Annotated in this window: 15 protein-coding genes, 1 other RNA gene and 1 pseudogene; 4 read left to right on the top strand and 13 right to left on the bottom strand. The window is 73.8% G+C overall.

The window, feature by feature from the left end; genetic code table 11:
* Nucleotides 1–119: 119 nt before the first annotated feature.
* The 8 genes from C1708_RS23115 to C1708_RS23080 all read right to left on the bottom strand — a co-directional run bounded on the left by C1708_RS23115 (nucleotide 120) and on the right by C1708_RS23080 (nucleotide 12,516).
* Entirely contained in the window at nucleotides 120–1,382 is a 1,263-nt protein-coding gene (locus C1708_RS23115) for an FAD-dependent oxidoreductase (protein ID WP_106414466.1), read from the bottom strand.
* Nucleotides 1,379–2,863 carry an FAD-dependent oxidoreductase gene (locus C1708_RS23110; protein ID WP_198602573.1) on the bottom strand — a complete coding sequence of 495 codons (1,485 nt, stop codon included), beginning with the start codon at nucleotides 2,861–2,863 and terminating at the stop codon, nucleotides 1,379–1,381. The genes C1708_RS23115 and C1708_RS23110 overlap by 4 nt, the downstream gene beginning before the upstream one ends.
* Before the next feature lie 8 nt (nucleotides 2,864–2,871).
* The gene (locus C1708_RS23105) at nucleotides 2,872–4,965 is read right to left on the bottom strand and encodes a molybdopterin oxidoreductase family protein (RefSeq protein WP_106414465.1); all 2,094 of its coding nucleotides are present in this window, start codon (nucleotides 4,963–4,965) and stop codon (nucleotides 2,872–2,874) included.
* Entirely contained in the window at nucleotides 4,958–6,361 is a 1,404-nt protein-coding gene (locus C1708_RS23100; RefSeq protein WP_106414464.1) for a nitrate/nitrite transporter, read from the bottom strand. The genes C1708_RS23105 and C1708_RS23100 overlap by 8 nt, the downstream gene beginning before the upstream one ends.
* 131 nt (nucleotides 6,362–6,492) lie before the next feature.
* Nucleotides 6,493–8,061, bottom strand: coding sequence for a class I adenylate-forming enzyme family protein (locus C1708_RS23095; protein ID WP_106414463.1), 1,569 nt, complete (start codon nucleotides 8,059–8,061; stop codon nucleotides 6,493–6,495).
* A gap of 88 nt (nucleotides 8,062–8,149) precedes the next feature.
* The gene (locus C1708_RS23090) at nucleotides 8,150–8,692 is read right to left on the bottom strand and encodes an SRPBCC family protein (RefSeq protein ID WP_106414462.1); all 543 of its coding nucleotides are present in this window, start codon (nucleotides 8,690–8,692) and stop codon (nucleotides 8,150–8,152) included.
* 104 nt (nucleotides 8,693–8,796) lie between these two features.
* Nucleotides 8,797–9,780: an NADPH:quinone reductase gene (locus tag C1708_RS23085; RefSeq protein WP_106416446.1), complete on the bottom strand. Its 984-nt coding sequence runs from the start codon at nucleotides 9,778–9,780 to the stop codon at nucleotides 8,797–8,799.
* A 105-nt stretch (nucleotides 9,781–9,885) separates the two neighbouring features.
* A complete protein-coding gene (locus C1708_RS23080) occupies nucleotides 9,886–12,516 on the bottom strand; it encodes an ATP-binding protein (RefSeq protein WP_106414461.1) in 2,631 nt (876 codons plus the stop codon).
* Nucleotides 12,517–12,649: 133 nt separating this feature from the next.
* Between C1708_RS23080 and C1708_RS23075 the strand changes: the two genes are divergently transcribed.
* The 3 genes from C1708_RS23075 (at nucleotide 12,650) to C1708_RS23065 (ending at nucleotide 17,438) form a co-directional block, all read left to right on the top strand.
* On the top strand, nucleotides 12,650–13,735 hold the full coding sequence (locus C1708_RS23075; RefSeq protein WP_106414460.1) for an alkene reductase: 1,086 nt from the start codon (nucleotides 12,650–12,652) through the stop codon (nucleotides 13,733–13,735).
* A gap of 169 nt (nucleotides 13,736–13,904) precedes the next feature.
* Nucleotides 13,905–15,158, top strand: a complete 1,254-nt coding sequence (locus C1708_RS23070; RefSeq protein WP_106414459.1) for an MFS transporter — start codon at nucleotides 13,905–13,907, stop codon at nucleotides 15,156–15,158.
* A 360-nt stretch (nucleotides 15,159–15,518) separates the two neighbouring features.
* Entirely contained in the window at nucleotides 15,519–17,438 is a 1,920-nt protein-coding gene (locus C1708_RS23065) for a helix-turn-helix domain-containing protein (RefSeq protein ID WP_198602572.1), read from the top strand.
* Here the strand turns inward: C1708_RS23065 and C1708_RS23060 are convergent.
* Entirely contained in the window at nucleotides 17,426–18,640 is a 1,215-nt protein-coding gene (locus C1708_RS23060) for an IS701 family transposase (protein WP_437078106.1), read from the bottom strand. The genes C1708_RS23065 and C1708_RS23060 overlap by 13 nt on opposite strands.
* Nucleotides 18,641–18,996: 356 nt before the next feature.
* On the opposite strand from C1708_RS23060, the gene C1708_RS23055 reads away from it, so the two are divergent.
* Complete coding sequence (locus tag C1708_RS23055; protein WP_106414457.1) at nucleotides 18,997–19,704, top strand: DsbA family oxidoreductase; 708 nt, start codon at nucleotides 18,997–18,999, stop codon at nucleotides 19,702–19,704.
* A gap of 338 nt (nucleotides 19,705–20,042) precedes the next feature.
* Here the strand turns inward: C1708_RS23055 and rnpB are convergent.
* The 4 genes and pseudogenes from rnpB to C1708_RS23030 all read right to left on the bottom strand — a co-directional run bounded on the left by rnpB (nucleotide 20,043) and on the right by C1708_RS23030 (nucleotide 22,793).
* Nucleotides 20,043–20,445, bottom strand: an RNA gene (gene rnpB / locus C1708_RS23050) — RNase P RNA component class A.
* A 112-nt stretch (nucleotides 20,446–20,557) separates the two neighbouring features.
* Nucleotides 20,558–21,277, bottom strand: a pseudogene (locus C1708_RS35950) (DMT family transporter); the annotation flags it as partial.
* A gap of 82 nt (nucleotides 21,278–21,359) precedes the next feature.
* Nucleotides 21,360–22,196: an AraC family transcriptional regulator gene (locus C1708_RS23035; protein WP_106414455.1), complete on the bottom strand. Its 837-nt coding sequence runs from the start codon at nucleotides 22,194–22,196 to the stop codon at nucleotides 21,360–21,362.
* 27 nt (nucleotides 22,197–22,223) lie between these two features.
* On the bottom strand, nucleotides 22,224–22,793 hold the full coding sequence (locus C1708_RS23030; protein WP_106414454.1) for a Uma2 family endonuclease: 570 nt from the start codon (nucleotides 22,791–22,793) through the stop codon (nucleotides 22,224–22,226).
* Nucleotides 22,794–22,814: the final 21 nt, after the last annotated feature.

Below are 22,814 nucleotides of genomic sequence, written 5' to 3'. Positions count from 1 at the left end.
GGGTGAACCTCATTTCCGCCTCGGCGTTGTCGGGGGCGGCGCGCGCGCACCATGGGGCCACAGTGATCGTCGCCCCGGTGCCGGGCCGGCCGCCAACCGCCGGTCACTACTCCGTCAAGTCAGGCCGCGTCCGCCGCACGGTGCGGGGGCGGCGGGCCGCCGGGGCCCGGCGCGGACAGCAGCCGGTCGGGCGGGGCGGTCAGTTCGCTGCCGGTCAGGGCGCGCAGGGTGCGGTAGGCGGTGGCGTCGCCGGCGAGCACACCGCCGCGCAGGACCCGCCCCTCGGGGTCGAGGACGAGCTTGGCGTAGGTGCCGGCCGTGTCGTCGCGCAGGACGTACTCCACGGCGCCCTCGGTCTCGGCGTGGGCGTCGCCGAAGCTGGCCACGTCGACGCCGAGGAGTTTGAGCTTGGCGGCCGTGTCGGGGTCGGCGAAGGGGGTCGTGGGGCGGTCGAGCAGCCGGTCGGCGACGAGTTCGGCCATCCGGTAGCCGGGGGCGACCAGCCCGTAGGTGCGGCCCCGGACGGCCGCGCACTCGCCGACGGCCCAGATGTGCGGGTCCTCGGTGCGGCACAGGTCGTCGACGAGGAAGCCGCCGCGTCCGCCCGTGGCGAGCCCGGCGGGTCCGGCCAGTTCGTCGCGGGGGCGCACGCCCGCGGAGAACACCACCAGCCGGGCGTCGAGCGCGGTGCCGTCGGTGAGGGTGACCCCGCCGACCCGGCCGTCGGCGGCCGGGTGGATCTCGCGGACGGCGGTGCCGCAGTGCACCCGCAGTCCGAGACCGGTGACGAGCCGGGTGAGCACGTGTGCTCCCCCGTCGTCGAGCTGCACCGGCATCAGGCGCGGCGCGAGTTCCACGACGTGGGGGCGAACGCCGAGCAGCCGCAGCGCGTTGGCGGCCTCCAGGCCGAGCAGGCCCCCGCCGACCACGACACCGGGGAGGCCCTCGCGTGCCGTGTCGCGGAGGGCGTCGAGGTCGTCGAAGGTGCGGTAGACGAAGCAGCCGGGCAGGTCGCGCCCCGGGACGGGCGGCACGAACGGCCGGGACCCGGTGGCCAGTACGAGGGCGTCGTAGCGTCTGACGGCGCCGTCGGCGGTGGTGACCGTGCGGGCCCGCCGGTCGATGCCGGTCACCGGGGTGGCCGTGTGCAGCTCCACCAGGGGGTCGGTGAGGAAGGCGCGGTCCGCGAGGGTGAGGTCGGCGGCGCTCCTGCCCTCCAGGTAGGACGACAGGGCGACCCGGTTGTAGGCGGGGCGGGGCTCCTCGGCCAGGACGACGGCACGCCAGGTGCCGTGCCGGTCCTGGGCCCTCAGGTGCTCGACGAGGCGGTGGCCGGTCATGCCGTGCCCGACGACCACCAGGGTGCGCGGGGTGCGGGTCATGGGTCGCTGTTCCCTCCGGTCGCCGATGCTCCGGTCGCCGGCGCTGCGGTCGACGACGCTCCGGCCGACGGTGTTCCGGTCGCTCCGGCCGACGGTGTTCCGGTCGCTCCGGCCGCCGACGCGAGGACCGTGCGCACGTCGTCCGCGCAGCCGCCGCAGCCGGTGGTGGCGCGGGTCGCGGCGGCGATCCCCGTCAGGTCGTGGGCGCCGGCCCGCCAGGCGCGCAGCAGGTCGGCCTTGGTGACGTGGTTGCAGTGGCAGAGCACCGCCGCGTCCGGCAGTTCGACGCGGGCGGGGTGTGCGCCGGCCTCGGTGCCCAGCAGGAGAGCGAACCGGTCGGACGGCACCGGCAGTTCGCGCGCGTACAGCTGGGTGAGCGCGGCGGTGGCGCGCGGCAGGCCGATGAGGACCGCGCCCGCGACGCGGTCCCCGTCGAGGGCGAGCGCGGCGTGGCGGCCCCGGGCCGGGTCGGACAGCGTGATGTGCCGGGTGGCGCCCGGCGGGTCGGGCGGACCGAGGCAGGCCAGGTCGAGGCCGGGCGCCCTCAGCCGCAGCACGGGCCGGCCGGCGCGGTGGTGCGTGTCGTGACCGGCGAGGATCCGGGCGAGGCTCTCCGCCTGTTCCCAGGCGGTGCCGACGCGTCCGGACACCTCGCCGCCGAACTCGGCGCAGTCGCCCAGGGCGTGGACGCGCGGATCGGCGGTGCGCAGGTGCCGGTCGACGACGACGCCCGTGCGGACGGCCAGTCCGGCACGCCGGGCGAGCGCGGTCTCGGGTTCGACTCCGGTGCACAGCGCGAGCGCGTCGGCCCGCAGGACCTCGCCGTCGTCGAGGACCAGCTTGCCGGGCCGGTACTCCACGGCGGCGCGCCCCGTACGCAGGCGGGCGCCGGCGGAGCGCAGCCGGCTCGCGAGCAGGGCGCCGGCCGTGTCGTCGAGCCGGTCGTGCATGGGGTGCGGCCCGGGGTGCACGAGGGTGACGTCGCGGCCGGCGCGCAGCAGCGCGAGGGTGGTCTCGATGCCGAGCACGCCGCCGCCGAGCACCACCACGGGCCCGTCCGCGAGCTGTTCGGCGTCGTCGGCGGTGCGCAGGGCGGTGGCGCCCTCGGTGAGCCGGCCGTCCGCGGTGAGCACGCCGGGCAGCTGCGGGATCCTCGGCCGGGCGCCGGTGGCGAGCACCAGCCGGTCGTAGCCGAGGGTCTCGCCGGTGTCGGTGCGCACCAGGCGGCGGGCGCGGTCGACGGCGGTGGCGGTGACGCCGGGCCTGACGCGCACGCCGTCGGGTGGGGCGGGCAGTTCCAGGTCCCCGGCGGTGAGGGTGCCGTCGAGGACGGAGGTGAGCAGCGCCCGGTTGTAGGCCGGCCGCGGCTCCGCGCCGAGGACGGTGACCGGGCCGCGGTGTCCGTGCGCCCGCAGCCGCTCGACGAGCCGGTGCGCCGCGGGTCCGTGGCCGACGACGAGGACGTGGTGGATGGCGGTCATGGCCGGCCTCACGGTGCGCCGGAGCCGGGTTCGACCCGCACGGCGCAGACCTTGAACTCGGGCATTTTGCTGCGGGGGTCGAGGGCGGTTCCGGTGATCAGGTTGGCCCGGCCGGAGCCGGGGTGGTGGAACGGCAGGAACACCGTGTCCGTGCGCATGCTGCCGACCAGCCTGACCCGCGCGACCGTGGTGCCGCGGACCGAGGTGACGCGGGCCAGGCCGCCCTCGCGCAGACCCGCGCGTTCGGCGGTGTCGGGGTGGATCTCGACGTACGGCTCGGGGACGGCGTCGTTGAGTTCGGGCACGCGGCGGGTCTGCGCGCCGGACTGGTAGTGGGCGAGGACCCGGCCGGTGGTGGCGTACAGGGGGTGGTCGGCGTCGGGCGTCTCGGCCGGGTCGCGGTGGTCGACCTCGGCGAACCGGGCGCGGCCGTCCGGGGTGGCGAAGCCGTCGAGGAAGAGGCGGGGCGTGCCGGGGTGCGGCTGCCCGCCGGGACGTTCGGGGCAGGGCCAGTGCAGGGCCTCCCCCGCGTCCAGCCGCTCGTAGGTGATGCCGGAGTAGTCGGCCGTGCCGCCGCGGGAGGCACGCCGCAGTTCGTCGAAGACCTGGCGCGGCGCCGTCGGGTAGCGGTGGGCCGGTTCGCCGAGCCGGACCGCGAGGCCGTGCAGGACCTCCAGGTCGGTGCGCACGCCCTCCGGCGGGGGCAGCAGCCGGCGGCGGCGCAGCACCCTGCCCTCCAGGTTCGTCAGGCTGCCCTCCTCCTCGGCCCACTGCGCGACCGGCAGGGCGACGTCGGCGGTCCGCGCGGTCTCCGAGGGCACGAAGTCGGCCACCACCAGCAGGTCGAGGGCGGCCAGCCGGTCGGCGACGTGGGCGGAGTGGGGCGCGGACACCAGGGGGTTGGAGCCGAACACCAGCAGGGCGCGCGGGCCGCCCTCGGTGCCGAGCGCGTCGAGCAGTTCCCAGGCGCTGCGGCCGGGGCCGGGCAGGGCGTCCGGTGTGGTGCCCCAGACCCGGGCGACGTGGGCCCGTGCCTCCGGGTCGGTGATCATGCGGTAGCCGGGGAGCTGGTCGGCCTTCTGCCCGTGCTCGCGGCCGCCCTGGCCGTTGCCCTGCCCGGTCAGGCAGCCGTAGCCGCTGCCGGCGACGCCGGGCAGGCCCAGGGCGAGGGCGAGATTGATGAAGGCCGCGACGGTGTCGGCGCCCTTGCTGTGCTGCTCGGCGCCCCGTCCGGTCAGCACGTAGGCCCGGCGCGCCCGGCCCAGCAGTTCCACGGCGGCGCGCTGTTCGGCGACGGGGACGCCGGTGACCTGTTCGACGCGCTCGGGCCACCAGGTGACGGCGCGCCGCCAGGCCGCGTCGAAGCCGGTGGTCCGTTCCTGGACGTATTCCTTGTCGCACCAGCCGTCGCTCACGGCGATGTGCAGCAGTCCCAGCGCCAGCGCGAGGTCGGTGCCGGGCGCCGGTTGCAGGTGCAGGGCGGCCCGTTCGGCGGTCTTGGTGCGGCGCGGGTCGATGACGATCAGGTCCGCCTTCCGCAGGTGCCGCATCAGCGGAGGCATGGTCTCGGCGGGGTTGGCGCCGGCGAGCAGGATCGTGTCCGCCGCGTCGAGGTCGGCGACGGGGAACGGCAGCCCGCGGTCCAGGCCGAAGGCGGCGTTCCCGGCCGCGGCGGCCGAGGACATGCAGAACCGGCCGTTGTAGTCGATCTGGCTGGTGCCGAGGGCGAGCCGGGCGAACTTGCCCAGCAGGTAGGCCTTCTCGTTGGTGAGGCCGCCCCCGCCGAACACGGCGAGCGCGTCCGGGCCGTGCTCGTCGCGGATGCGCCGCAGCCGCGCGGCGACCGTGTCCAGGGCGGTGTCCCAGTCGGCCGGGGCGAGACGGCCGTCCGGGCCCCGCAGCAATGGCCGGCGCAGCCGGTCCGGGACGTCGAGCACCGCGGGCGCGGTCCAGCCCTTCTGGCACAGGCTGCCGTCGTTGACGGGGAAGTCGGAGGGTTCCACCACGGTTCCCGAGGCGCCGTGGCCGAGGCGGGTGCCGCACTGCAGGGCGCAGTACGGGCAGTGCGTGGCCACGCTCGTGCGCGGCGCGCTGTCAGGCACGGGTGACCTCCGAGGACTCGGCGGCCCCCCGTCCGGCCCGCCGCGTCTGCCGCGCGTCGCCCGCCGGGGTGCCGTGCGGGGTGCGCAGGTAGACCAGCAGGGTGACGGCCACGCACACCGCGTAGAAGGCGAGGAAGCACCAGAAGGCCGGCTCGCCCGTGCCGCGGCTGCCGTAGGACGCCCGGAAGGCCAGGTTGACGACGACGCCGCCGAGCGCGCCGACGGCACCCGCGATGCCGATGACCGCGCCGGTCAGGCGGCGGGCCCGGGCGAAGGCCTCGGTCGCGTCGTGGCCGGCGGTGACGGCGGCCTCCGCCTGCCCGGCGAAGACGACCGGGATCAGCTTGTACGTGGAGCCGTTGCCCAGCCCGCTGAGCACGAACAGCACCGTGAAGACGGCGACGAACAGCGCGAGGGAGTCGTGCGCCGAGGCGGCCAGCAGCAGGAGGGTGCCGGCGCCCATGGCGAGGAAGTTCCAGAAGGTGACCCGGGCGCCTCCCCAGCGGTCGGCGAGCCGGCCGCCCAGCGGGCGGGACAGCGAGCCGAGCAGCGGTCCGAGGAAGGTGAGCCCGGCGGCCTCCAGCGGTGTCGAGCCGAACTGGTTCTGCAGCACGAGCCCGAAGGCGAAGCCGTACCCGATGAACGAGCCGAACGTGCCCAGGTACAGCAGCGAGATCCACCAGGTGTGCGGGTCGCCCAGCGCCTCGCGCAGCGCGCCCGCCGGGGCCGGGCCCGTGTCGACGTTGTCCATGCCGAGCGCCGCGAGCACCGCGGCCAGGGCGATCAGCGGCAGGTAGGCGGCGATCACGTAGGCGGGGTGGGTGTCGCCCGCGGTGGCGATGACCAGCAGGCCGACGAGCTGGATGACGGCGACGCCCAGGTTGCCGCCGCCGGCGTTGAGGCCGAGCGCCCAGCCCTGGTGACGCCGGGGGAAGAAGTGGGCGATGTTGGTGGTCGAGGAGGCGAAGTTGCCGCCGCCGACGCCGGCGGTCGCGGCGACGAGCAGGAACACCCACAGGGGTGTGCCGGGCCGCTGGACGAAGTACAGCGCCAGCAGGGCCGGGACGAACAGCAGGGCCGAGCTGAAGACGGTCCAGTCGCGCCCGCCGAAACGGGTCACGGCGTGGCTGTACGGCAGGCGCAGCAGCGCGCCCACCAGGGTGGGGGTGACCACCAGCAGGAACTTCTCGCTCGGGGTGAATCCCAGGCCGATGGCCGGGGACATGAACAGCACCAGGACCGACCACATGCTCCAGATCGAGAACCCGATGTGCTCGGAGAGGACGGACAGGACGAGGTTGCGTCGTGCGACGTGCTTGCCGGTGCGCTCCCAGAACTCCTCGTCCTCCGGATCCCAGTGCTCGATCCGGCGTCGGGAGGCGCGCAGTGCCGTCATCGGGGGCAACTCCTCGGCTGGGGAGGCGGCCCGGAGGGTGGCGCCGGGCCGCCGTGCGGGGGGTGACGGGGGCGCGGGCCCGTGGGGGGTGGGCCCGCGCCCCGAAGAGGCGGCGGTGCGGGATCCGGGACCTACGCGTTCGTCCGCTCCGCCTTCAGCAGCCGGGCCAGCTCCAGCCTCTTGATCTTGGTGGTGGCGGTCTGCGGCAGGTCGTCGAGCTTCCACTGCACGGGCTCCGCCATCGCGGGCAGACCGGCCACCGCGGACTTCCAGGCCGCCAGGTCGAGCGGTTCGTCGTCGCGCGTGCACACCACGGGCAGGGGCCTGCCGTCCTCGTCCGGGACGATGATGACCTCGACGAGCTCCGGTATCCGGGCGAAGAGGGTGTCCTCGATCTCCAGGGTGCTGTCGATGCCCTCGATCTCGTCGACCTCCCGGTCGAGCAGGTGCAGGCAGCCCCACTTGGTGCGGTAGCCGAGGTCGCCCATGCGCCACCACTCGCCGTCGGCCTGCTTCTCCCAGCGCTCGTGCTCACCGAGGTAGGTGACGATCCGCCCGTCGGAACGCACCTCGATGTAGCCGGGGTTGGACTTGGTGGGCCGCCTGCCGTCCCGGCTGACCACCCGGACGCCCGTCATGCCGGGGAACGGGGAACCCACGCAGCGGCCGTCGGCGTCCGCGCCGCGCTTCTTGGAGTAGGTGCGCCCGGCGATCGGGCCGACCTCGCTCTGCCCGTACATCTGCACGAACTGCGGCGACTCGCGCCGTGACGCCTTGAGCATCAGGTGCACGGTGCGCGGGTGGATGGCGTCGAAGGTGCTGCTGAAGTACTTCACGTTCGCCAGCGGCCGGCGCGGGTCGTCGACCAGCACCTCCCAGCGCAGGAACGTGTTGGGGTGCGCCTCTATCAGGCCCGGCGGGGCCTGGCGGAACACCTCGGCCACGGCCTCCGGGTCGTCGTCCCGGAGGATGATCATGGGGTGTCCCTGGAGGATCGTGATGGGCATGGCGGTGAACATCCGCGAGTGCACGAACGACACGTGGATGGCCACCGGTTCGCTGCGGCCCACCAGGGAGGCCACGGCGCCCTGAGGGCGGTAACGGGCCTGGAAGGTGCGACCGGTGTGCACCGCCAGCTTGGGCGTTCCGGTGGTGCCGGAGGTGTGGGTGACCAGCGTCGGGTGGTCCGGGGGCATGGTCACCGGCGCGACCCGGGCCGAGCCGGCCAGCGAGGCGAGCGTGACGGCCTCGTCGTGGCTGCCGGAGGCCAGGAGCACCTGCCGGGCCAGACCGAAGATCTCGGCGGGCAGGTGGTGGTCCAGCTTGTCCTGGTCGGTCACCAGGTAGGGCCGGTCCACGCGGCGCACCAGCTCGCACACGGTGGTGCCGTCGAGCTTCGGGGACAGCAGGACCGGGACGGCGCCGATCCTGGCCGTGGAGCAGGCCAGGAGCGTGATGTCGAACCCGTTGGTCTTGTGGACGACCACGCGCTCCCCGGGCCGGACGCCGGCCGCCCACAGCCGGGAGGCCAGGTCGTCGACGAGGTCGGCGACCTCCGTGAGCGTCATGCGGCGTCCGCGCTCCGGAGCGACGTCGAGATCATGGTCGAGAATAACGGGATTCACCGGGTGTCGGGCCGCGGCCCGCTCGAAGAGCGTGCCCAGTCGAATTCCCTTGTTTCCGATGCGCTGGAGAAACATCTGCCCACCCTCTCATCCGCCGTGACTGTTCCTCAGCCGTGCGGCGGGCCGTTTGAATTCAGGCTCCCGTACGGATCAGCGGGAATTGTCACCGCTTTTCGATGACGTCCTTGATGCGCTTCAGCGTGGCGTCGAGGTCCTGCTCGAGCTTGGCGGTCCAGTCGGCCACGAAGCGCTTGCGGTCGTCCTCGTCGAGGCCGGCGACGATCTTGTGGATGCCGGCGGTGGCCCGGCCCATGCGGAAGTGGTGGGTGAGCACGCAGCCGTCCTCGGCGGGCGCCATGTCGAAGCCCCAGATGCTCTCCTGGTCCTCGCGGGCGTGGGTGAGCATCATCCACCGGAAGGTGCGGCCGGGCTCGGCGGCGGTGATGCGGCACTCGGTGTGCCAGACGCCGCGCACCAGGGGCGCCCAGGCGACGACGTCCTCGCTGCGGAGGTTCTCGCCGCGGAAGACGGCGCCGACGGTGGACGGTTCGCCGGAGACCCACGTGCCGCCCCGGCATTCGGGGCTCCATTCGGCACTGCGCGGCAGATCGCTGACGACGGAGTAGACCTCGAGCGGGGTCGCGGAAATGTGAATGTCGGCCTTGAGCTCGAAGAGCGGCGAGGTGTCGATGATTGACTGAGTCATGTGCAGAATTCTGTCGAGGCCGCCCGGCGCCGGTCAAAGAGCGGCTTTCTCATTTGTCAGGTCTGAATTCCCGCATTTCACCGGCGCCGTGCGCCCCGCCCGGATCAGGCCCTGTCGGCGACGCTCAGCACGAGTTTTCCGTGCACTTTGCCCTCCTCCAGCCGGCGGTGGGCCTCGGCGGCGTCGCTCAGGTGCAGCCGCTCGATCGCCCGGGGCCGGAGACGGCCGTCGGCGACCAGCCGGTTGACGGCACTGGCGGCCTCGGCGAGCTCCCCGGCGGTGGCGTGCGAGATGGCGAAGCCGTGGATCGAACGATCCCTCAGGTACAGCGGTCCCACCGGCAGCACGGGCCGGGAGCGCAGTCCGGCGAGCAGCACGATCCGCCCCCGCCCGGCGAGCAGGTCCACCGCGGTCTCCAGGTCGTTGGTGCCGGAGGCGTCGAGGTAGAGGTCGGCGCCCGCCGGGGCGGCGGCGCGGATGCGCCCGGGCACGTCGGGGTCCCGGTAGTCGATGACGTGGTCGGCGCCGAGTCCGCGGCAGTACCCGGCGTCCCGCGCGGAGGCGACGGCCACGACCCGGGCGCCCGCCGCGGCGGCCATCACCACCAGGGCGCTCCCGACGTTCCCGCCCGCGCCGACCACGACGGCGGTCTCGCCGGAGCGGAGCCGCCCGTGGGTGAACAGGCCGAGGTAGGCGGTCGCGGCCGGGTGGGCCAACGCGACGGTCTCGTACGGATCGGCGCCCTCCGGCAGGCGGTACAGCCGGTCGACGGGCACCACCACCCGCTCGGCGGCGGCCCCCTGACGGCCGTCGTGGCCGAGGCTGTTGCACCACACCCGGTCGCCGGGCCGGAACCGGTGGACTCCGGTGCCGACCGCGGCGACGGTGCCGGTGAGGTCCCGGCCTATGACGAAGGGGAACGTGAGCGGGGTGCGCCAGGCGCCCGAGCGCACGAAGGTGTCGACGTGGTTGACCGAGACGGCCGTGACGTCCACCAGGACGTCGGTCGGCCCCGGTTCCGGCGTGGGCTGATCACCGTAACGGATGACGTCCGGAGATCCGAGCTGTTCAATGTAGGCAGCACGCATCATGGTCAGGGATTCTGGCAAAGAGGCCCCGGCCTCGTCCGCGAGCGGCCCGGACGCCGTCGCGGATCTGTCAGATCGGAACCATCTCTGTCAGATCCACCCCGGTCAGACCAGGTTGAGACGGGCCAGTTCCCGCCGGGAGCCGACGCCCAGCTTGGGATAGGCCTTGTACAGATGGTGCTCGACGGTCCTGCGGCTGAGGAACAGCTGCGCGGCGATCTCCCGGCTGCTGTTGCCGCCGGCCGCCAGCCGGACCACCTGCAGCTCCTGCGGGGTCAGCCGGTCGAGGACGTTCTCCGCGGTGGCCTTGGCGCTCGTCGTCGCGTCACCCGCCGCCCGCAGCTCCGCACGCGCGCGCTCCGCCCAGGGCACGGCGCGCAGCCGTTCGAAGTCCTCCAGGGCGGACCGGAGCGTGTCACGGGCCTCGCTGCGGCGCCGGGCCCTGCGCAGCCACTCCCCGTACAGCAGCGCGGTGCGGGCCCGCTCGAAGGGCCGCCGGCCCTGTCCGTGCAGCCGGACCGCCTCCCGGTAGTCCTCCTCGCGCCCGTCGACCAGCGCCCGGCACCGGTGGGCCACCGCCAGCGCCCACGGCTGCCGGCCGGCCCGCGCCCAGGCCTCGAAGGCGCGCATCGGCCGCTCGGCCCGCTCGGACCGCCCGAGCCGCACCGCGGCCTCCACCTGATCGGCGACGGTGGCCATGGCCATCGCCATGTGGCGCTGCGGCCCCGGGCCGACGGCGGTCTCCAGGCGGCCGAGGGCCGCCTCGTGGTCACCGCGCGCCAGTTCCAGCAGGCTCAGGGCGCTCTCGCCGGCCACCCGGCCGGCGTCGGGGACGTCCCGCACGAGGTCACGGCAGCGCTGGTCGTCGCCCTCGATCGCCGCGATCCGGGCGGGAACGCCGCCCAGCCAGGCGACGCGCTCACGCAGCCCGGTGTCGCGGGCGATCTCCACGGCCTCGGCCACCGACGCCTCGGCGTCCCGGTGGGCCCCGGCCAGCACCTGGCGTTCCGCCAGCAGGTGCAGGGCCTGGGGCAGGGCCCCGATGAGGCCCTGCGCGCGGCAGCGGGCCACCTCGGCCGCGGCCAGTTCCATGGCCGTGGCGTCGTCGCCGAGCAGGATCGCGCTGTGCAGGGCGCGCGTGCGCGCCGCGTCCGAGCCGTCCTGGCCGGCGGCGACGGCGCGCTCCAGCAGGGGCAGTCCGCGGGCGTAGTCGTCGTCGACGAGGTGGGCCATGCCCTCCACCATCGGGTCGGCCTCCCCGAGGGACGCCAGCCGCTCGGCGGCCTCCCGCACGGAGTCCGCGTCGCCGGCGAACCAGCCGTACGTGGCACCGGTGCGGAGCATGGCGGGGCCGAGGCCGGGATCGGCCGCGTGCGTCCGCAGCAGCAGGCGGGCGGCCTCGCGCTGGTCCCCCGACTCGAACATCACGGCGGCCCGTACGGGGGCGAGCCGGGCCAGGTCCTCCGGTTCCGGGGCCGACCGCTCGGCCTGCTCGGCCAGGTCCCGGGCCTGGCCGGCGTGCCCGGCGTTGAGTGCGCAGGCCGCGGCGTCGGTGAGCCGGCGGATCTGGGCGCGGCGGTCGGGGGTGAGCCGGGCGGCCTGCTGGTGCAGGAGCGAGGCGGCGGCGTAGGCGCTGCGGTCGGCGGCCCGCTCGGCGGCGGCGACCAGTTCGGAGGCGACCTCGTCGTCGGGTGAGGTCGTGGCCAGCGGCAGGTGGCGGGCCCGGCAGTCGGGGTCCTCCGCGGCGTCGGCCAGCGCCTGGTGGACGGCGATCCGCCGGGCCAGTACGGCTCCCTGGTAGGCGGCGGTCCCGATCAGCGGGTGGCGGAACACGACGGTGCTCTCGGTCACCTGGATCAGCCCCGCCCGCTCCGCGTCCTCCAGGGCCTCCAGATCCACACCGAGCGTGCGGGCCGCCTTCATCTGCAGCGGCAGGTCGCCCCGCCCCTCGGCCGCGGCGAACAGCAGCGCCAGCCGCGTCTTCTCGGGGAGCGCGGCGATCTGGGCGCGGTACGACGACAACACCCGGTCGGCGACGGTCACGGGCGTGAAGCTGCCAGGGTCGTCGCGGCGGGCGGCGCCGAACTCGATGAGCGCCAGTGGGTTCCCGGCGGACTCGGCGATGACCTGGTCCCGGAAAGCGGGGGGCAGCCCCAGGTCGGCGAGGAGACTCACCGCGTCGCCGGTGTCCAGCCGGGAGGGGCGCAGTTCGGCGAGCCCGGGGGCGGCGAACCCCTCGTCCCGGGTGGCGAACACCATGGCCACCTGCTCGGCGGCGAGCCGGCGGGCGGCGAAGAGGAGCGCGTCGGAGGTGGCCTGGTCCAGCCACTGGGCGTCGTCCACCAGGCACAGCAGCGGCCCCTGCTCGGCCAGGTCCGCCAGGAGCGTGAGCACGGCCAGCCCGGTCAGGAACCTGTCCCGCGTGCGGGTGCGGCCCGCCCCGAGGACCGCCCGCAGGGCGTCCGCCTGGGGTTCGGGCAACCCGTCCAGCCGGTCCTGCACCGGCCACAGCAGCTGCACCAGCCCGCCGAAGGCCAGGTCCGCCTCCGGCTCGACCCCGGTGACCCGCAGGACCCGCATGCCCGACGCCGACGCCGTCTGCGCCGCCCGGTCGAGCAGGGCCGTCTTCCCGATGCCCGCCTCACCGCGCAGGACCAGGGCGCCGCTGCGTCCCTCACGGGCCCGGGCGGTCAGTTCTTCGAGCGCCGCGATCTCGGTGGACCTGCCGTACAGCACGTAGGTGCCCCCACTCCCCGTGATGCGGCCCACCGGTAGGCAAGCCGTGCCGACGTACGTATCCGGTTTCAGAAATCTTACTGATTCGGCCTGACCTCCCCCCTTCCTACGGTGTGAACAAGCCGGTTCCCCGATGGAGGAGATCGTGAGCCACTTCTTCGAACCGCTGCCCCTGGGCAAGCTGACGCTGCCCAACCGGCTCGTCATGGCGCCGATGACGCGCAGCCGGGCCAAGGGCGGCGTACAGACCCCGCTGGCGGCCGACTACTACGGACAGCGCGCCGGAGCGGGCCTCATCATCACCGAGGGCACGCAGCCCTGCGTGATCGGGCAGGGATACATCGACACACCGGGCGTGCACACGCCCGAGCAGGTGGAGGCATGGCGTCGGGTGACCGACGCGGTGCACGAGCGGCAGGGCCGGATCTTCGTGCAGATCATGCACTCCGGCCGTATCGGGCACCCGAGCCTCTACCCCGACGGCGCGCTGCCGCTGGCCCCCTCCGCGGTGGCCTCGGGCGGCCGGATGTACACGCCGGAGGGCATGCTGGACCACCCCACGCCCAAGGCCATGGACCTGGAGGACATCGCCCGGGCGGTGGAGGACCACGTCTCCGCCGCCAAGTACGCGATGGACGCCGGGTTCGACGGTGTGGAGCTGCACGGAGCCAACGGCTACCTGATCCACCAGTTCCTCGCCGACAACACCAACCTGCGCACCGACGCCTACGGCGGCAGCGTCGACAACCGCATCCGCTTCGCCGTCGAGGTCGCCCAGGCGGTCAGCGACGCGATCGGCCCCGAGCGGGTCGGCATCCGCCTCTCCCCCGCCAACACCACCAACGGCATCGAGGAGAGCGACTCCGCCACGCTGTACGAGGCCCTGATCCGCGCCCTGGCGCCGCTCAGCCTGGCCTACGTCCACCTGATGGAGTTCGGCGGCCGCGACATCACGAAGCTGATCCGGCGCGAGTGGCCGGGCGTCCTGATCCTCAACCCGCACGCCACGGGCGAGGAGGCCGCGGTGACGCCGGAGGCCGCCGAGGCGGTCCTGGCGGAGGGCCTGTGCGACGCGGTGAGCATCGGCTCGCTGTGGCTCGCCAACCCCGACCTGCCCGCGCGGATCAAGGCCGGCGGCCCCTACAACACGCCCGACCCGGAGACCTTCTACGGAGGCGACTACCGGGGCTACACCGACTACCCGACGCTGGACGGCTGATCCCCCGGGCAGGCGGCAGCGGGGCTCCCGGCCGACGCCCGCCCCACCCCGCTCCCCTCCTGCCCCGATCCCCGGCTCCCTGGCCCGGCCGGCGCCTTCTCCCCCGAAGGGCTGCACGCCGGACCGGGCCAGGGTGGTCCAGCGACGACCGACCGCTCAGGGAGCACCGATGAGCAACTCACTCGCCGAGTCCGGCGCCCAGGGTCCCGCCGCGCCGGGCAGGAAACCTCACGCAACCGACACCCGCGGCCCGTTCCACGGACCCGCGGCCCTCTGGCTGGCCCTCATGGCCGGCCCGCTGTCCTTCGGTATCGCGGGCCCCGCCCTGGTCCTGGACGACGCCGCGCGGGACCTCGGCGTCTCGACCGGCGCCGCCACCTGGACGGTGACCGCGTTCGGCTGGGGCATAGCCGTCGGAACGCCGCTGCTGGCCGGGCTGCTGGACCGCCGGGGGGCTCGCACCGCCCTCACCGCGTGCGGTCTGCTCGTCCTGCTGGGGGCGGGCCTGGTGGCCGGCGTCCCCGTGCTGCCGGTGCTCGCCCTGGGAACCGCCCTGATGGGCCTCGGCACGGCCGGCCTCACGGCGACGGCCATGAGCCTGGCCGGCTCGCCCCGCGCCATGGGACTGGTCACCGCCTCGCTCGCCGTGGTGGGTTCGACGGCCCCGCTGGCCGGTTCCCTCGTCAACGACCTGCTGTCCTGGCAGGCCGCCCTCGCGCTGCCCGTGCTGAGCGCCGTGGCCGTGCCGTTCGCCGTGGCCCGGTGCGCGCACGGCGCCCCGGTCACCCGGGAGCCGTTCGACCCGCTGGGCGCGGTGCTGCTGACCGCGCTGGTCACCGCGCTGGTGTTCGTGCCGCACCAGCCCCTGGCCGCCGGGGTCTGCTCCGTCCTCGCCGCGGGGCTGCTGGCGGCCCAGATGCGCGCACGGCCGCGGGGTTTCGTCCCCGCCGTCCTCGTCCGCAACCCGGGCTTCCTGGTCTCGGCGGGACTCGCGCTGTGCCTGGCGGTGGTCAACTTCGGCATGATGTACGCGGTTCCGGAGCGGCTGGAGGACCACACGTCGTGGTCCACCAGCGAGATCGGCGTCGCCATGGTGTGGCCGCTGCTGCTGGGCGGCGCCCTGTCCTGGTTCGTGGTGGCGGTCTCGGCGGCACGGGCGGGACGCCGGGTCGTGATCACCGCGCTGGTGGGTCTCGCCCTCGCGGGAGCGGTGCTGGCGGCCGTCGGCACCTCCGCCGCGGTCCTGCTGGCCGCCCAGGCCCTGACGTCGATCGCGGCGGCCTCGGGCCAGGGAGCGTTCGCAGTGCACGCCACCTCGGCTGTCCCCGACGCCCAACGCCCCCCGGCCATCGGCCTGTTCAACCTCGCCTATCTCCTCGGCGCCGCCTTCGGCCCTGCCATCGTCTCGCTCCTGTCGCTCTGACCGCCGGCGGTCTCGATCCGGGCGTGCCGTCACACCACGCAGGTGTGACGGCACACACCCGTTTCCCGGAATCTCACTGCATACGTCAACTGGCATACTTTCATGGGGGGTTCGTGGGGAACAGCGAGCCGTGAGCCTGCTCGGCCGCCATCGTGGCGGTCCGCAAGTCCTCAGGCCACCACGTGGGGGGAGAGGCGTGGCTCTCGGTTCGCGGGCGCGGTTCGCGCAATGCACGCGGGTGTTCCCCCCGTTGCACCGGTGGAGCTGCGGCCCGTGCGACTCGGCCTCGTGCACCGTCACTGCCAGCGATTGGGAATCGAGACACCGGAGGACCTCGTGTCGGGGACGAAGGACGAAGCGGTGGCGGCTGTGCTGGCCCTGCTGGACCTCCTGGCCGGTGAGGGGTCGGCGAACCGGTTCGAAGCCGTGGTCGAGGAGGCGCGAAGACAGGGCGTGACCGGCGCCGACCTGCGCACGGTGGAACGGATCAAACGGCTGGCTCTGGGCATCCAGGCCCGGCTCGAACGTCGTCAGCAGTGGAGCGCCGCCCTCGCCGCGCTCGTCGACACCGCCTCCGACCTGGCGAGCCCGCACACGGTCGAGGACACCCTCAAGATCATCACCCGCCGGGCGCGGCTGCTGCTCGGCGCCGACGTCTCGTGGGTCACCCTGCCCGCCGCCGACGACGGGGCGCTCCGGCTGCACTCGCTCGACGGTCACGTCACGATGCTCAACACGCGGCTGCGGTTACCGGAGGGAGCCGGGCTCGCGGCCGCAGTACTGGCACACCGCGCGCCGCTGTGGACCTCCGACTACCTGACGGACGAGAGTTTCCGGCACGCCGCCGAGCTCGATCAGTGGATCGGCGCCGAGGGACTGCACGCCGTGCTCGCCGTGCCGTTGAGCCGCGGCACCGCCTTCGCCGGATCGCTGCACGTGGCGGACCGCAGCGTGCGCCACTTCTCCGCGGACGAGATAGCGCTGGCGAACATGCTCGCCGAGATCGGCGGTGTGGCGCTGTCACGGGCCGTGTACCTGGACGAGACGCTCGCGGAGATGTCGGCCCTGCGGGACCGGCTGTCGCGCGCCGAGGCGGACCTGGCCGACGCACGCGGGCTCACCGAGGCCCAGGGGGCGTTGCTCGCCCTGGCGCTCGACGGCTGTGCCCCGCAGCTGCTGGTGGAGGAGTGCCACGTCAGACTGAGGGCTCCGGTGCTGTTGTGCGGCCCGCACGGTACGACGATCGCCGCGGCCGGCGACCTGTCCGAACGCGGCGAGGCGTTCGCCCGCGCCAGGAAGGCCGCCGGTGTCCTGCTGGATCCCGCCCCCGTCCTCCTGCAGGACGGCATCTGGTCCGTGCCGGTCCTCGCCGGCGGTCACCCCCTGGGCGTCCTGTACGTCCAGGCCGGTCCGGCCCCGACCGCCGGCACCGCGGAACTGCTGCGGTACGCGGCGCGCGTCGTCGCGGTGCTGCTGTCCCTGCAGGAGGGCCGGGGCCCTGTGGACGGGCAGTTCCGGGACGAACTGCTCGAAGACCTGCTGATCAGTGTGCCCCGCCCCCGGGATCTGCTGCAGCGGCGCGCCCGCCGGCTGGGCATCGGACTCGATCAGCCGCACGTCGTCGTGATCGCCCGTGTCGAAGGGGGCGCGCAGGCACACGCGGTGAGCCGGGCATCGACCTGCGCACGCCGTCTGAACGGGCTCCAGACGACGCACGAAAGCGACATCGTGCTGCTGCTGCCGGGCACCGACCCGGGCGCCGCCGCCCGGACGGTGCACGACGAGCTGTCGTCCCTGCCCGGCGGTCCGCCGACGGTCAGCGGTTCCGGACCCGTGTCGGACCCCGGTGCGGTCCTCCACGGGTACCGGGAAGCGGCACGCTGCCTCGACGCGATGACCGCCCTGGGCGCCACGGGAACCTCCGCCTCGACTCACCAGCTGGGGTTCCTGGGGCTGCTGCTGTCGGACCACATGGACGCCGACAGGTTCATCCAGAGCACGATAGGAGCCGTGCTCGACTACGACGCGCAGCGGCTGACGGAACTGATCCGCACCCTGGACGCCTACTTCGACACCGGCGGCAGTCCCACGTACGCGGCCGAGCAACTCCACGTGCACCCCAACACCGTGGCCCGCCGGCTGGAGCGCATCGGTGAGCTGATCGGCTCGGACTGGCAGAGGCCCGAACGCGCCCTGGAGATCCAGCTTGCGCTCCGCATGTCCCGGATACGGCGCGTGCTGCGGGAACACGACGAGCCGGCCGGGGGTCAGGACGCATAACCCAGTTCGGCGTCGTCGGTGTCGCCCAGGGCCGCCAGGACGTGCGCGGCGGACGCGAGGGTGACGTGGCGGTGCCAGCCGCGGTAGGAGCGTCCGGCGAAGTCGCGGATCCCCACCTGGTCGGCTCCGTGGGCGAGGTCCTGGTCGACCCGGGAGATCATCCCCCGTAACCGCATCAGGAACGCGGGCGGAACCGACGTCAGGTCGGTCAGCCACACCTCCCGGGGCCGGCGCCGGTCGTTGTTCCCCAGCCCCAGCAGAAGCAGGTCACCGTACCCGCGGCCGGCCCGCCGGCCCGCAGGGGCGGGCAGCGCCACCCGTACGGCAGTGACGAGCCCGGAGCACTTGACCGTCCCCGCGCCGTCGCCCGGCCACACCACCGGCCGCTGCAGGCCCCGGCTCGCGCTCATGATCTGGTGCACCGGTCTGGGGGTGGTGTCGAAGCCCTTCAGCGCGGGGTCCCTCACCGACAGCCGCAGGGAGTCGTTCACCCTGAGCATCATCTGCGTGCCCCGGTCGAGGAGGTGCGACACCGCCGAGGCGATGTCACCGCCGCGGGCGTCCATCACCAGGGGGCGGGACGGCAGTCGCCAGGCCGCCGTCTCCAGATAGGCCCGGAGCGAGCACTCACCGAGGGTCTCCGCCGACGCGTCGTCCGGTATGGACGCGCGGCGCCGACGGTCCTCGGCCAGCCAGGCCGGGGAGAGCTGCAGCCGCCAGTTGACCGGCACGCTCGCCTCCTCACCGACCGCCCATACGCCCACGGCCTGCTGGGCGTTGAGCATCTGCCCGTGCTCGGGGAAGAAGCGCCGCTCCACTCCGACGGAGTGCCGCCCGGCCTTGGGGATGACCATGGGCCGCACCACCCACGCCTGGGGTGGGACCACACTCACCGTGTACCAGGCCAGTGCCCGGCGCACCGGACCCCATTCCCAGCTCGAGTCGCTGATGAAGTGGTGCAGACTCTGCTCCGTCGCCTGTCCCCCGACGAGCGCGGCGATATTGCGTATCGACTTGCGTCCCCTCACCTCCAGCAAACCGCGTATGTAGTCCATGCCCTTACGACGTTGGTCGCTGCGGGGCAGGGAGGCGAACAGCAGTGAGCACATCTCCGGCAGCGACACGTTGCACGGAGGTGCGTATGACGGTTCGTGCCTGGTCGGAGTCTGTGCTTGGTCAGGGCTCAGCGCGACCACACTCATGAACGGACTCTCCATCAGGGGTAGACGAAGACGATCCGAAGGGCTGCCCGTCCAATGTGCGGCAGGCGGGGTTCCCGTCCCAGGTACACCGAGCACAGGACTTGTGACGGACGGCGGTGGCCGGGCCACCACCGCCTCCTTCTCCTCCGCGGATTTCTGTCCGGAGCGCACGGTTCGGAAGGTGCCCGGACCACCGTCCTGACCGGCGGGCGTCTCCGCGGAGCCCGGTGACGGGCGACTTGACGAAGTAGCGCCGGCATCGGGCGCCGGGCACCGCACGCGCGTCACCATGGGATTCCACGACGCGGCACACACCGCGAGGACCCCGGTGTGGTCCCGCTACCAAGGAGGACACCATGAGTGCTGCCCCTGAACCACGGCCCGTCACCGTCTGGTCGGATCTGGGGTGCCCCTGGGCCACCCTCGCCCTGCACACGCTGCGCACCGCCGCCCGAGCACGGGAGCAGGACCTCCTGATCGACCACCGGGCCTTCCCGCTGGAGTTGTTCAATCACCAGCCCACGCCCAAGTTCATCGTGGAGCCCGAGATCGTGGTGATCTCCGCGCACCGTCCCGACCTCGGCTGGCGTCCGTGGGCCGGGCGGGAGTACGACTACCCCTCGACGATGCTGCCCGCGATGGAAGCCGTCCAGGCCGCGAAGGGCCCGTCCGTCGGTGGCCTGCGCGGCAGCGACGAGCTGGACGCCGGACTGCGGCACGCGTTCTACGTCGAGAGCCGGTGCGTCAGCATTCCCTCCGAAATCCTCGACGTCGCCGCGGGGTGTGAGCACGTCGACGAACAGGCCCTGGCCCGCGCTCTCGAGCGCGGTGCCGGCCGCGCGGAGATCTACGAGCAGTTCCGCGTCGCCCAGGGGCCCGGCATCCAGGGCAGCCCCCACCTGTTCGCGCCCGGCGGGTACGCGGTCCACAACCCCGGCGCCCCCGTCCAATGGACGGGCGATCCCGGCAAGGGGGGCCTGCCCCGCCTCGACCACTACGACCCGTCGTGGGCGGAGGAACTGCTCGACCTGCTGGCCGGGGGGAGGCGGCCGACCGATGCCTGAGAGGGACCTTCGCGTCTCGACCGCCACGTACGACCGCTTGGCGGCGGCGGCCGCGGCAGAAGGCGTGACGGTGCGGGCCTACCTCGAAGGGCTGACGGAATGGATCGCGCCCGGACGGCCCGGACACCATGTTTCCGTGGCGAGGCCCGAAGCCGACCTGCGGCTGGTGTCGCTGGGCGTCGACGCACCGGGTTCGGACGGACGTGAGTCCCCCGGAACCACGACGCCCGGCTCCGCTTCCTGACCGGCCACGAGCCTCGGCCGCCCCCGCGTGCCGGCCGGACACCCGGAGACGGCCTCGGACATGCCGCACGGACGACGGACGACGGAGAGGGCGGCAGACGAGTCGGGCTGTACGCCGGGTTCTGTTCCCGGTGCTCCTCGCGGAGCGCCGGGCGACGGCCATCCATCTAGGACCGGTGTCGCCACCGGCCTCGTGCGGTCCACCCGCGGACTCGGGCGGGCAGCCCTCGGTCGTCCGCGCAGAAGCACCGGGGTGCTTCCTTTTGACCTTGCTCCGGGTGGGGTTTACCTAGCCGCCTGAGTCACCTCAGGCGCTGGTGGTCTCTTACACCACCGTTTCACCCTTACCCGGCGCCGAAGCGCCGGGCGGTCTGTTCTCTGTGGCACTGTCCCGCGGGTCACCCCGGGTGGCTGTTGGCCACCACCCTGCCCTGTGGAGCCCGGACGTTCCTCGGGAAGCCCCCTAGGGGGACTCCACGCGGCCGTCCGCCCGGCTCGTCTGCCGTGCCGACCATGGTACCCGCCGCCCGGCCGGCTTCCGCTCCCGCGCGTTGGCCAGCACCGATCCGGTGAGGATCAGGACGAAGGCGGCCACCACCGTCGCGGTGAGGGCCTCGTCCAGGAACAGCGCGCCGGCCGCCACCGCGATCGCCGGATTGACGTACGTGATCACGGACGCGCGGATCGGACCCGCCTCCTTGATCAGTTCCAGGAAGGCGACGAACGCCACCGCCGTGCAGACGACGCCGAGGGCGGCCAGCGCGGCCAGGGTCTCCGGGGCGGGGAGGGCCTCGGGACGCGAGGCGATCGCCGCGGGGGCGTAGACCAGGGCTGCCAGGGCCAGGCAGGGCGTGATCAGGTGCAGCGTGGGGACGTCCTTGAGGTGGCGGTCCGCGATCAGCGGAGCCGTCGCGTAGCCGACCACCGTGACCAGGACCTCCGCGAGGGAGAGGGCGTCGCCGCCGGTCAGGTGGGGGACGGTGAGGACGGCCACGCCGCCGAGGCCGAGGGCCAGGCCCGTGATCCGTCGGGGGCCCAGGGGCTCCGCCCGGCCGTAGGCGCGGGACAGCAGGACGCCGACGACCGGGACGCCCGCGATCAGCAGGCCGGCCGTGGAGCTGGAGAGGTGGCGTTCGGCGTCGGTCAGGGTGTACCAGGGGCCGACGATCTCGATGACCGCGAACGCCAGCATCGGCTTCCAGTGCATCCGCACGTTCCGGACGAGGCCGGTCCGGCGCAGGGCGAAGGGGAGCAGCAGCAGCGCGCCCACGGCGCAGCGGGCGGACACCACTCCGGACGGGGACACCTCCTCCACCGCCACCTTGATCATCAGGTAGGGAATGCCCCAGACCACTCCCATCAGGGAGAACAGGAACCAGCCGCGTGCCGTCATGCGGGGAGTGTCCGCCGGGTCAGCGTCCGGGGTCTTGAACGCTGTTGCGGTACGCCGCCGGGGTCACCCCGAGCACGCGGCGGAACCACCGGGTGAGGTGCGCCTGGTCGGCGAAGCCGACGAGGGCGGCCGCCTCCGCGGGCCGTACCCCCGCGTCCAGGAGGGCGCGGGCCCGGGTCACCCGGTACTGGGCGAGCCACGCGTACGGCGGCACGCCCATCGTCGTGCGGAACGCCCGGAGCAGCTGGTAGCGGGAGAGGCCGAGGTCGGCGGCGAGGTCTCCCAGGGAGGGCGGGGCGAGGAGTTCGTCGGCGAGGCGGTCGCGGACGGTGAGGGCGACGGACCGGGCGCCGGGGACGGCGCCGTCGGCGGCGCGGGAGGCGGAGTGGCGGCGGGCGAGCGCGGCGAGCAGCCACGGCAGGCGCGACTCGGCCTCCAGCGGGTCGGGGCGGGCGCTGAGGTCGGTGTGCGTGCGGCGCAGGGCGGCGGCCAGCTCCCGGTCGTGCAGGACGGGTTCGGGGAAGTACGGGAGGCCGGTGCCGGACACGATGCCGTCGCCGAGCAGGGCGGGGGCCGCGTAGAGGGCGCGGTACGCGTAGCCCTCGGGGGCGGCGGGGCCTCCGGTGTGCATCTCGCCGGGTTCCAGGACGACGATCGAGCCGGGGCCGGACACGATGCGCCCGCCGCGGTAGGCGATCGTCTCGAGCCCGCCGACGGTGACCCCGACCGTGTACTCGTCGTGCGCGTGCGGGGCGTACTCGTGCCGGGCGAACCGGGCGGTGAGCAGATCCAGCGCGGGTCCGCCCCGCCCCAGCCGCGCCCTGGTCCAGCTGGCCTGTTCCCGCACGTTCCCCACGATGTCGCACCCCCGGCCTTCAGGGGATCAGAGGAAGTCGGCGGTGTCCAGGTCGAAGGCGAAGGGCTCGGGGAGGGTGAGGGGCTTGCCCAGGGGCCGGGTGCGGTGCTCCCGGTACTCGTCGCCCTCCGGGTCGCCGAAGAGGGTGATCGAAGAGGTCTCGCGGTCCACGAGGAGGTACAGGGGAATGCCGCCCCGTGCGTAGCACCGGCGCTTGGCTTCGCGGTCCGCCTGCGGTTTGGTGGAGGTCACCTCCACGACCATCGCCACGCCGTCGCAGGGCATCCACGGGTCGGCGCCGCGGTAGAGGCGCAGCTCCGTGGGCGCGAAGGTGCCGTCCGGGATGACGTGGTTCTTCGGGCAGGCGCCGCCGCTCTTCAGCTTCAGCCCTTTGTTCCCGGAGAAGTCCATGTCGGTACGGGATCGTCTGATCACCTGCTTCATGATCAGATTGATGTAGTCCTCGTGGTCCCCGTCCGGCGGCGGCGTCACGACGATCTCCCCCTCGATCAACTCCGCCCGGAAGCCCTCCGGGGTGTCCAGGGCGAGGAACCCCTCCAGCAGGACGTCCGCCTGCGAGATCGGTTCGTGGGCCATTGCCGTCACGTCGCGCCCCTC

Source organism: Streptomyces sp. DH-12 (genome assembly GCF_002899455.1).
Lineage (GTDB): Bacteria > Actinomycetota > Actinomycetes > Streptomycetales > Streptomycetaceae > Streptomyces.
The sequence above is the reverse complement of the archived record's forward strand: the minus strand, read 5'-3'. Positions and strand labels throughout refer to the sequence as shown.

Excerpts from the sequence above, each read along its gene's own strand:
- C1708_RS23060 (WP_437078106.1), bottom strand. The coding sequence starts at position 18,640 with ATGAGTGTGGTCGCGCTGAGCCCTGACCAAGCACAGACTCCGACCAGG.
- C1708_RS23070 (WP_106414459.1), top strand. The coding sequence starts at position 13,905 with ATGAGCAACTCACTCGCCGAGTCCGGCGCCCAGGGTCCCGCCGCGCCG.
- C1708_RS23090 (WP_106414462.1), bottom strand. The coding sequence starts at position 8,692 with ATGACTCAGTCAATCATCGACACCTCGCCGCTCTTCGAGCTCAAGGCC.
- C1708_RS23075 (WP_106414460.1), top strand. The coding sequence starts at position 12,650 with ATGGAGGAGATCGTGAGCCACTTCTTCGAACCGCTGCCCCTGGGCAAG.
- C1708_RS23085 (WP_106416446.1), bottom strand. The coding sequence starts at position 9,780 with ATGCGTGCTGCCTACATTGAACAGCTCGGATCTCCGGACGTCATCCGT.
- C1708_RS23095 (WP_106414463.1), bottom strand. The coding sequence starts at position 8,061 with ATGTTTCTCCAGCGCATCGGAAACAAGGGAATTCGACTGGGCACGCTC.
- C1708_RS23100 (WP_106414464.1), bottom strand. The coding sequence starts at position 6,361 with ATGACGGCACTGCGCGCCTCCCGACGCCGGATCGAGCACTGGGATCCG.
- C1708_RS23115 (WP_106414466.1), bottom strand. The coding sequence starts at position 1,382 with ATGACCCGCACCCCGCGCACCCTGGTGGTCGTCGGGCACGGCATGACC.
- C1708_RS23110 (WP_198602573.1), bottom strand. The coding sequence starts at position 2,863 with ATGACCGCCATCCACCACGTCCTCGTCGTCGGCCACGGACCCGCGGCG.
- C1708_RS23055 (WP_106414457.1), top strand. The coding sequence starts at position 18,997 with ATGAGTGCTGCCCCTGAACCACGGCCCGTCACCGTCTGGTCGGATCTG.
- C1708_RS23030 (WP_106414454.1), bottom strand. The coding sequence starts at position 22,793 with ATGGCCCACGAACCGATCTCGCAGGCGGACGTCCTGCTGGAGGGGTTC.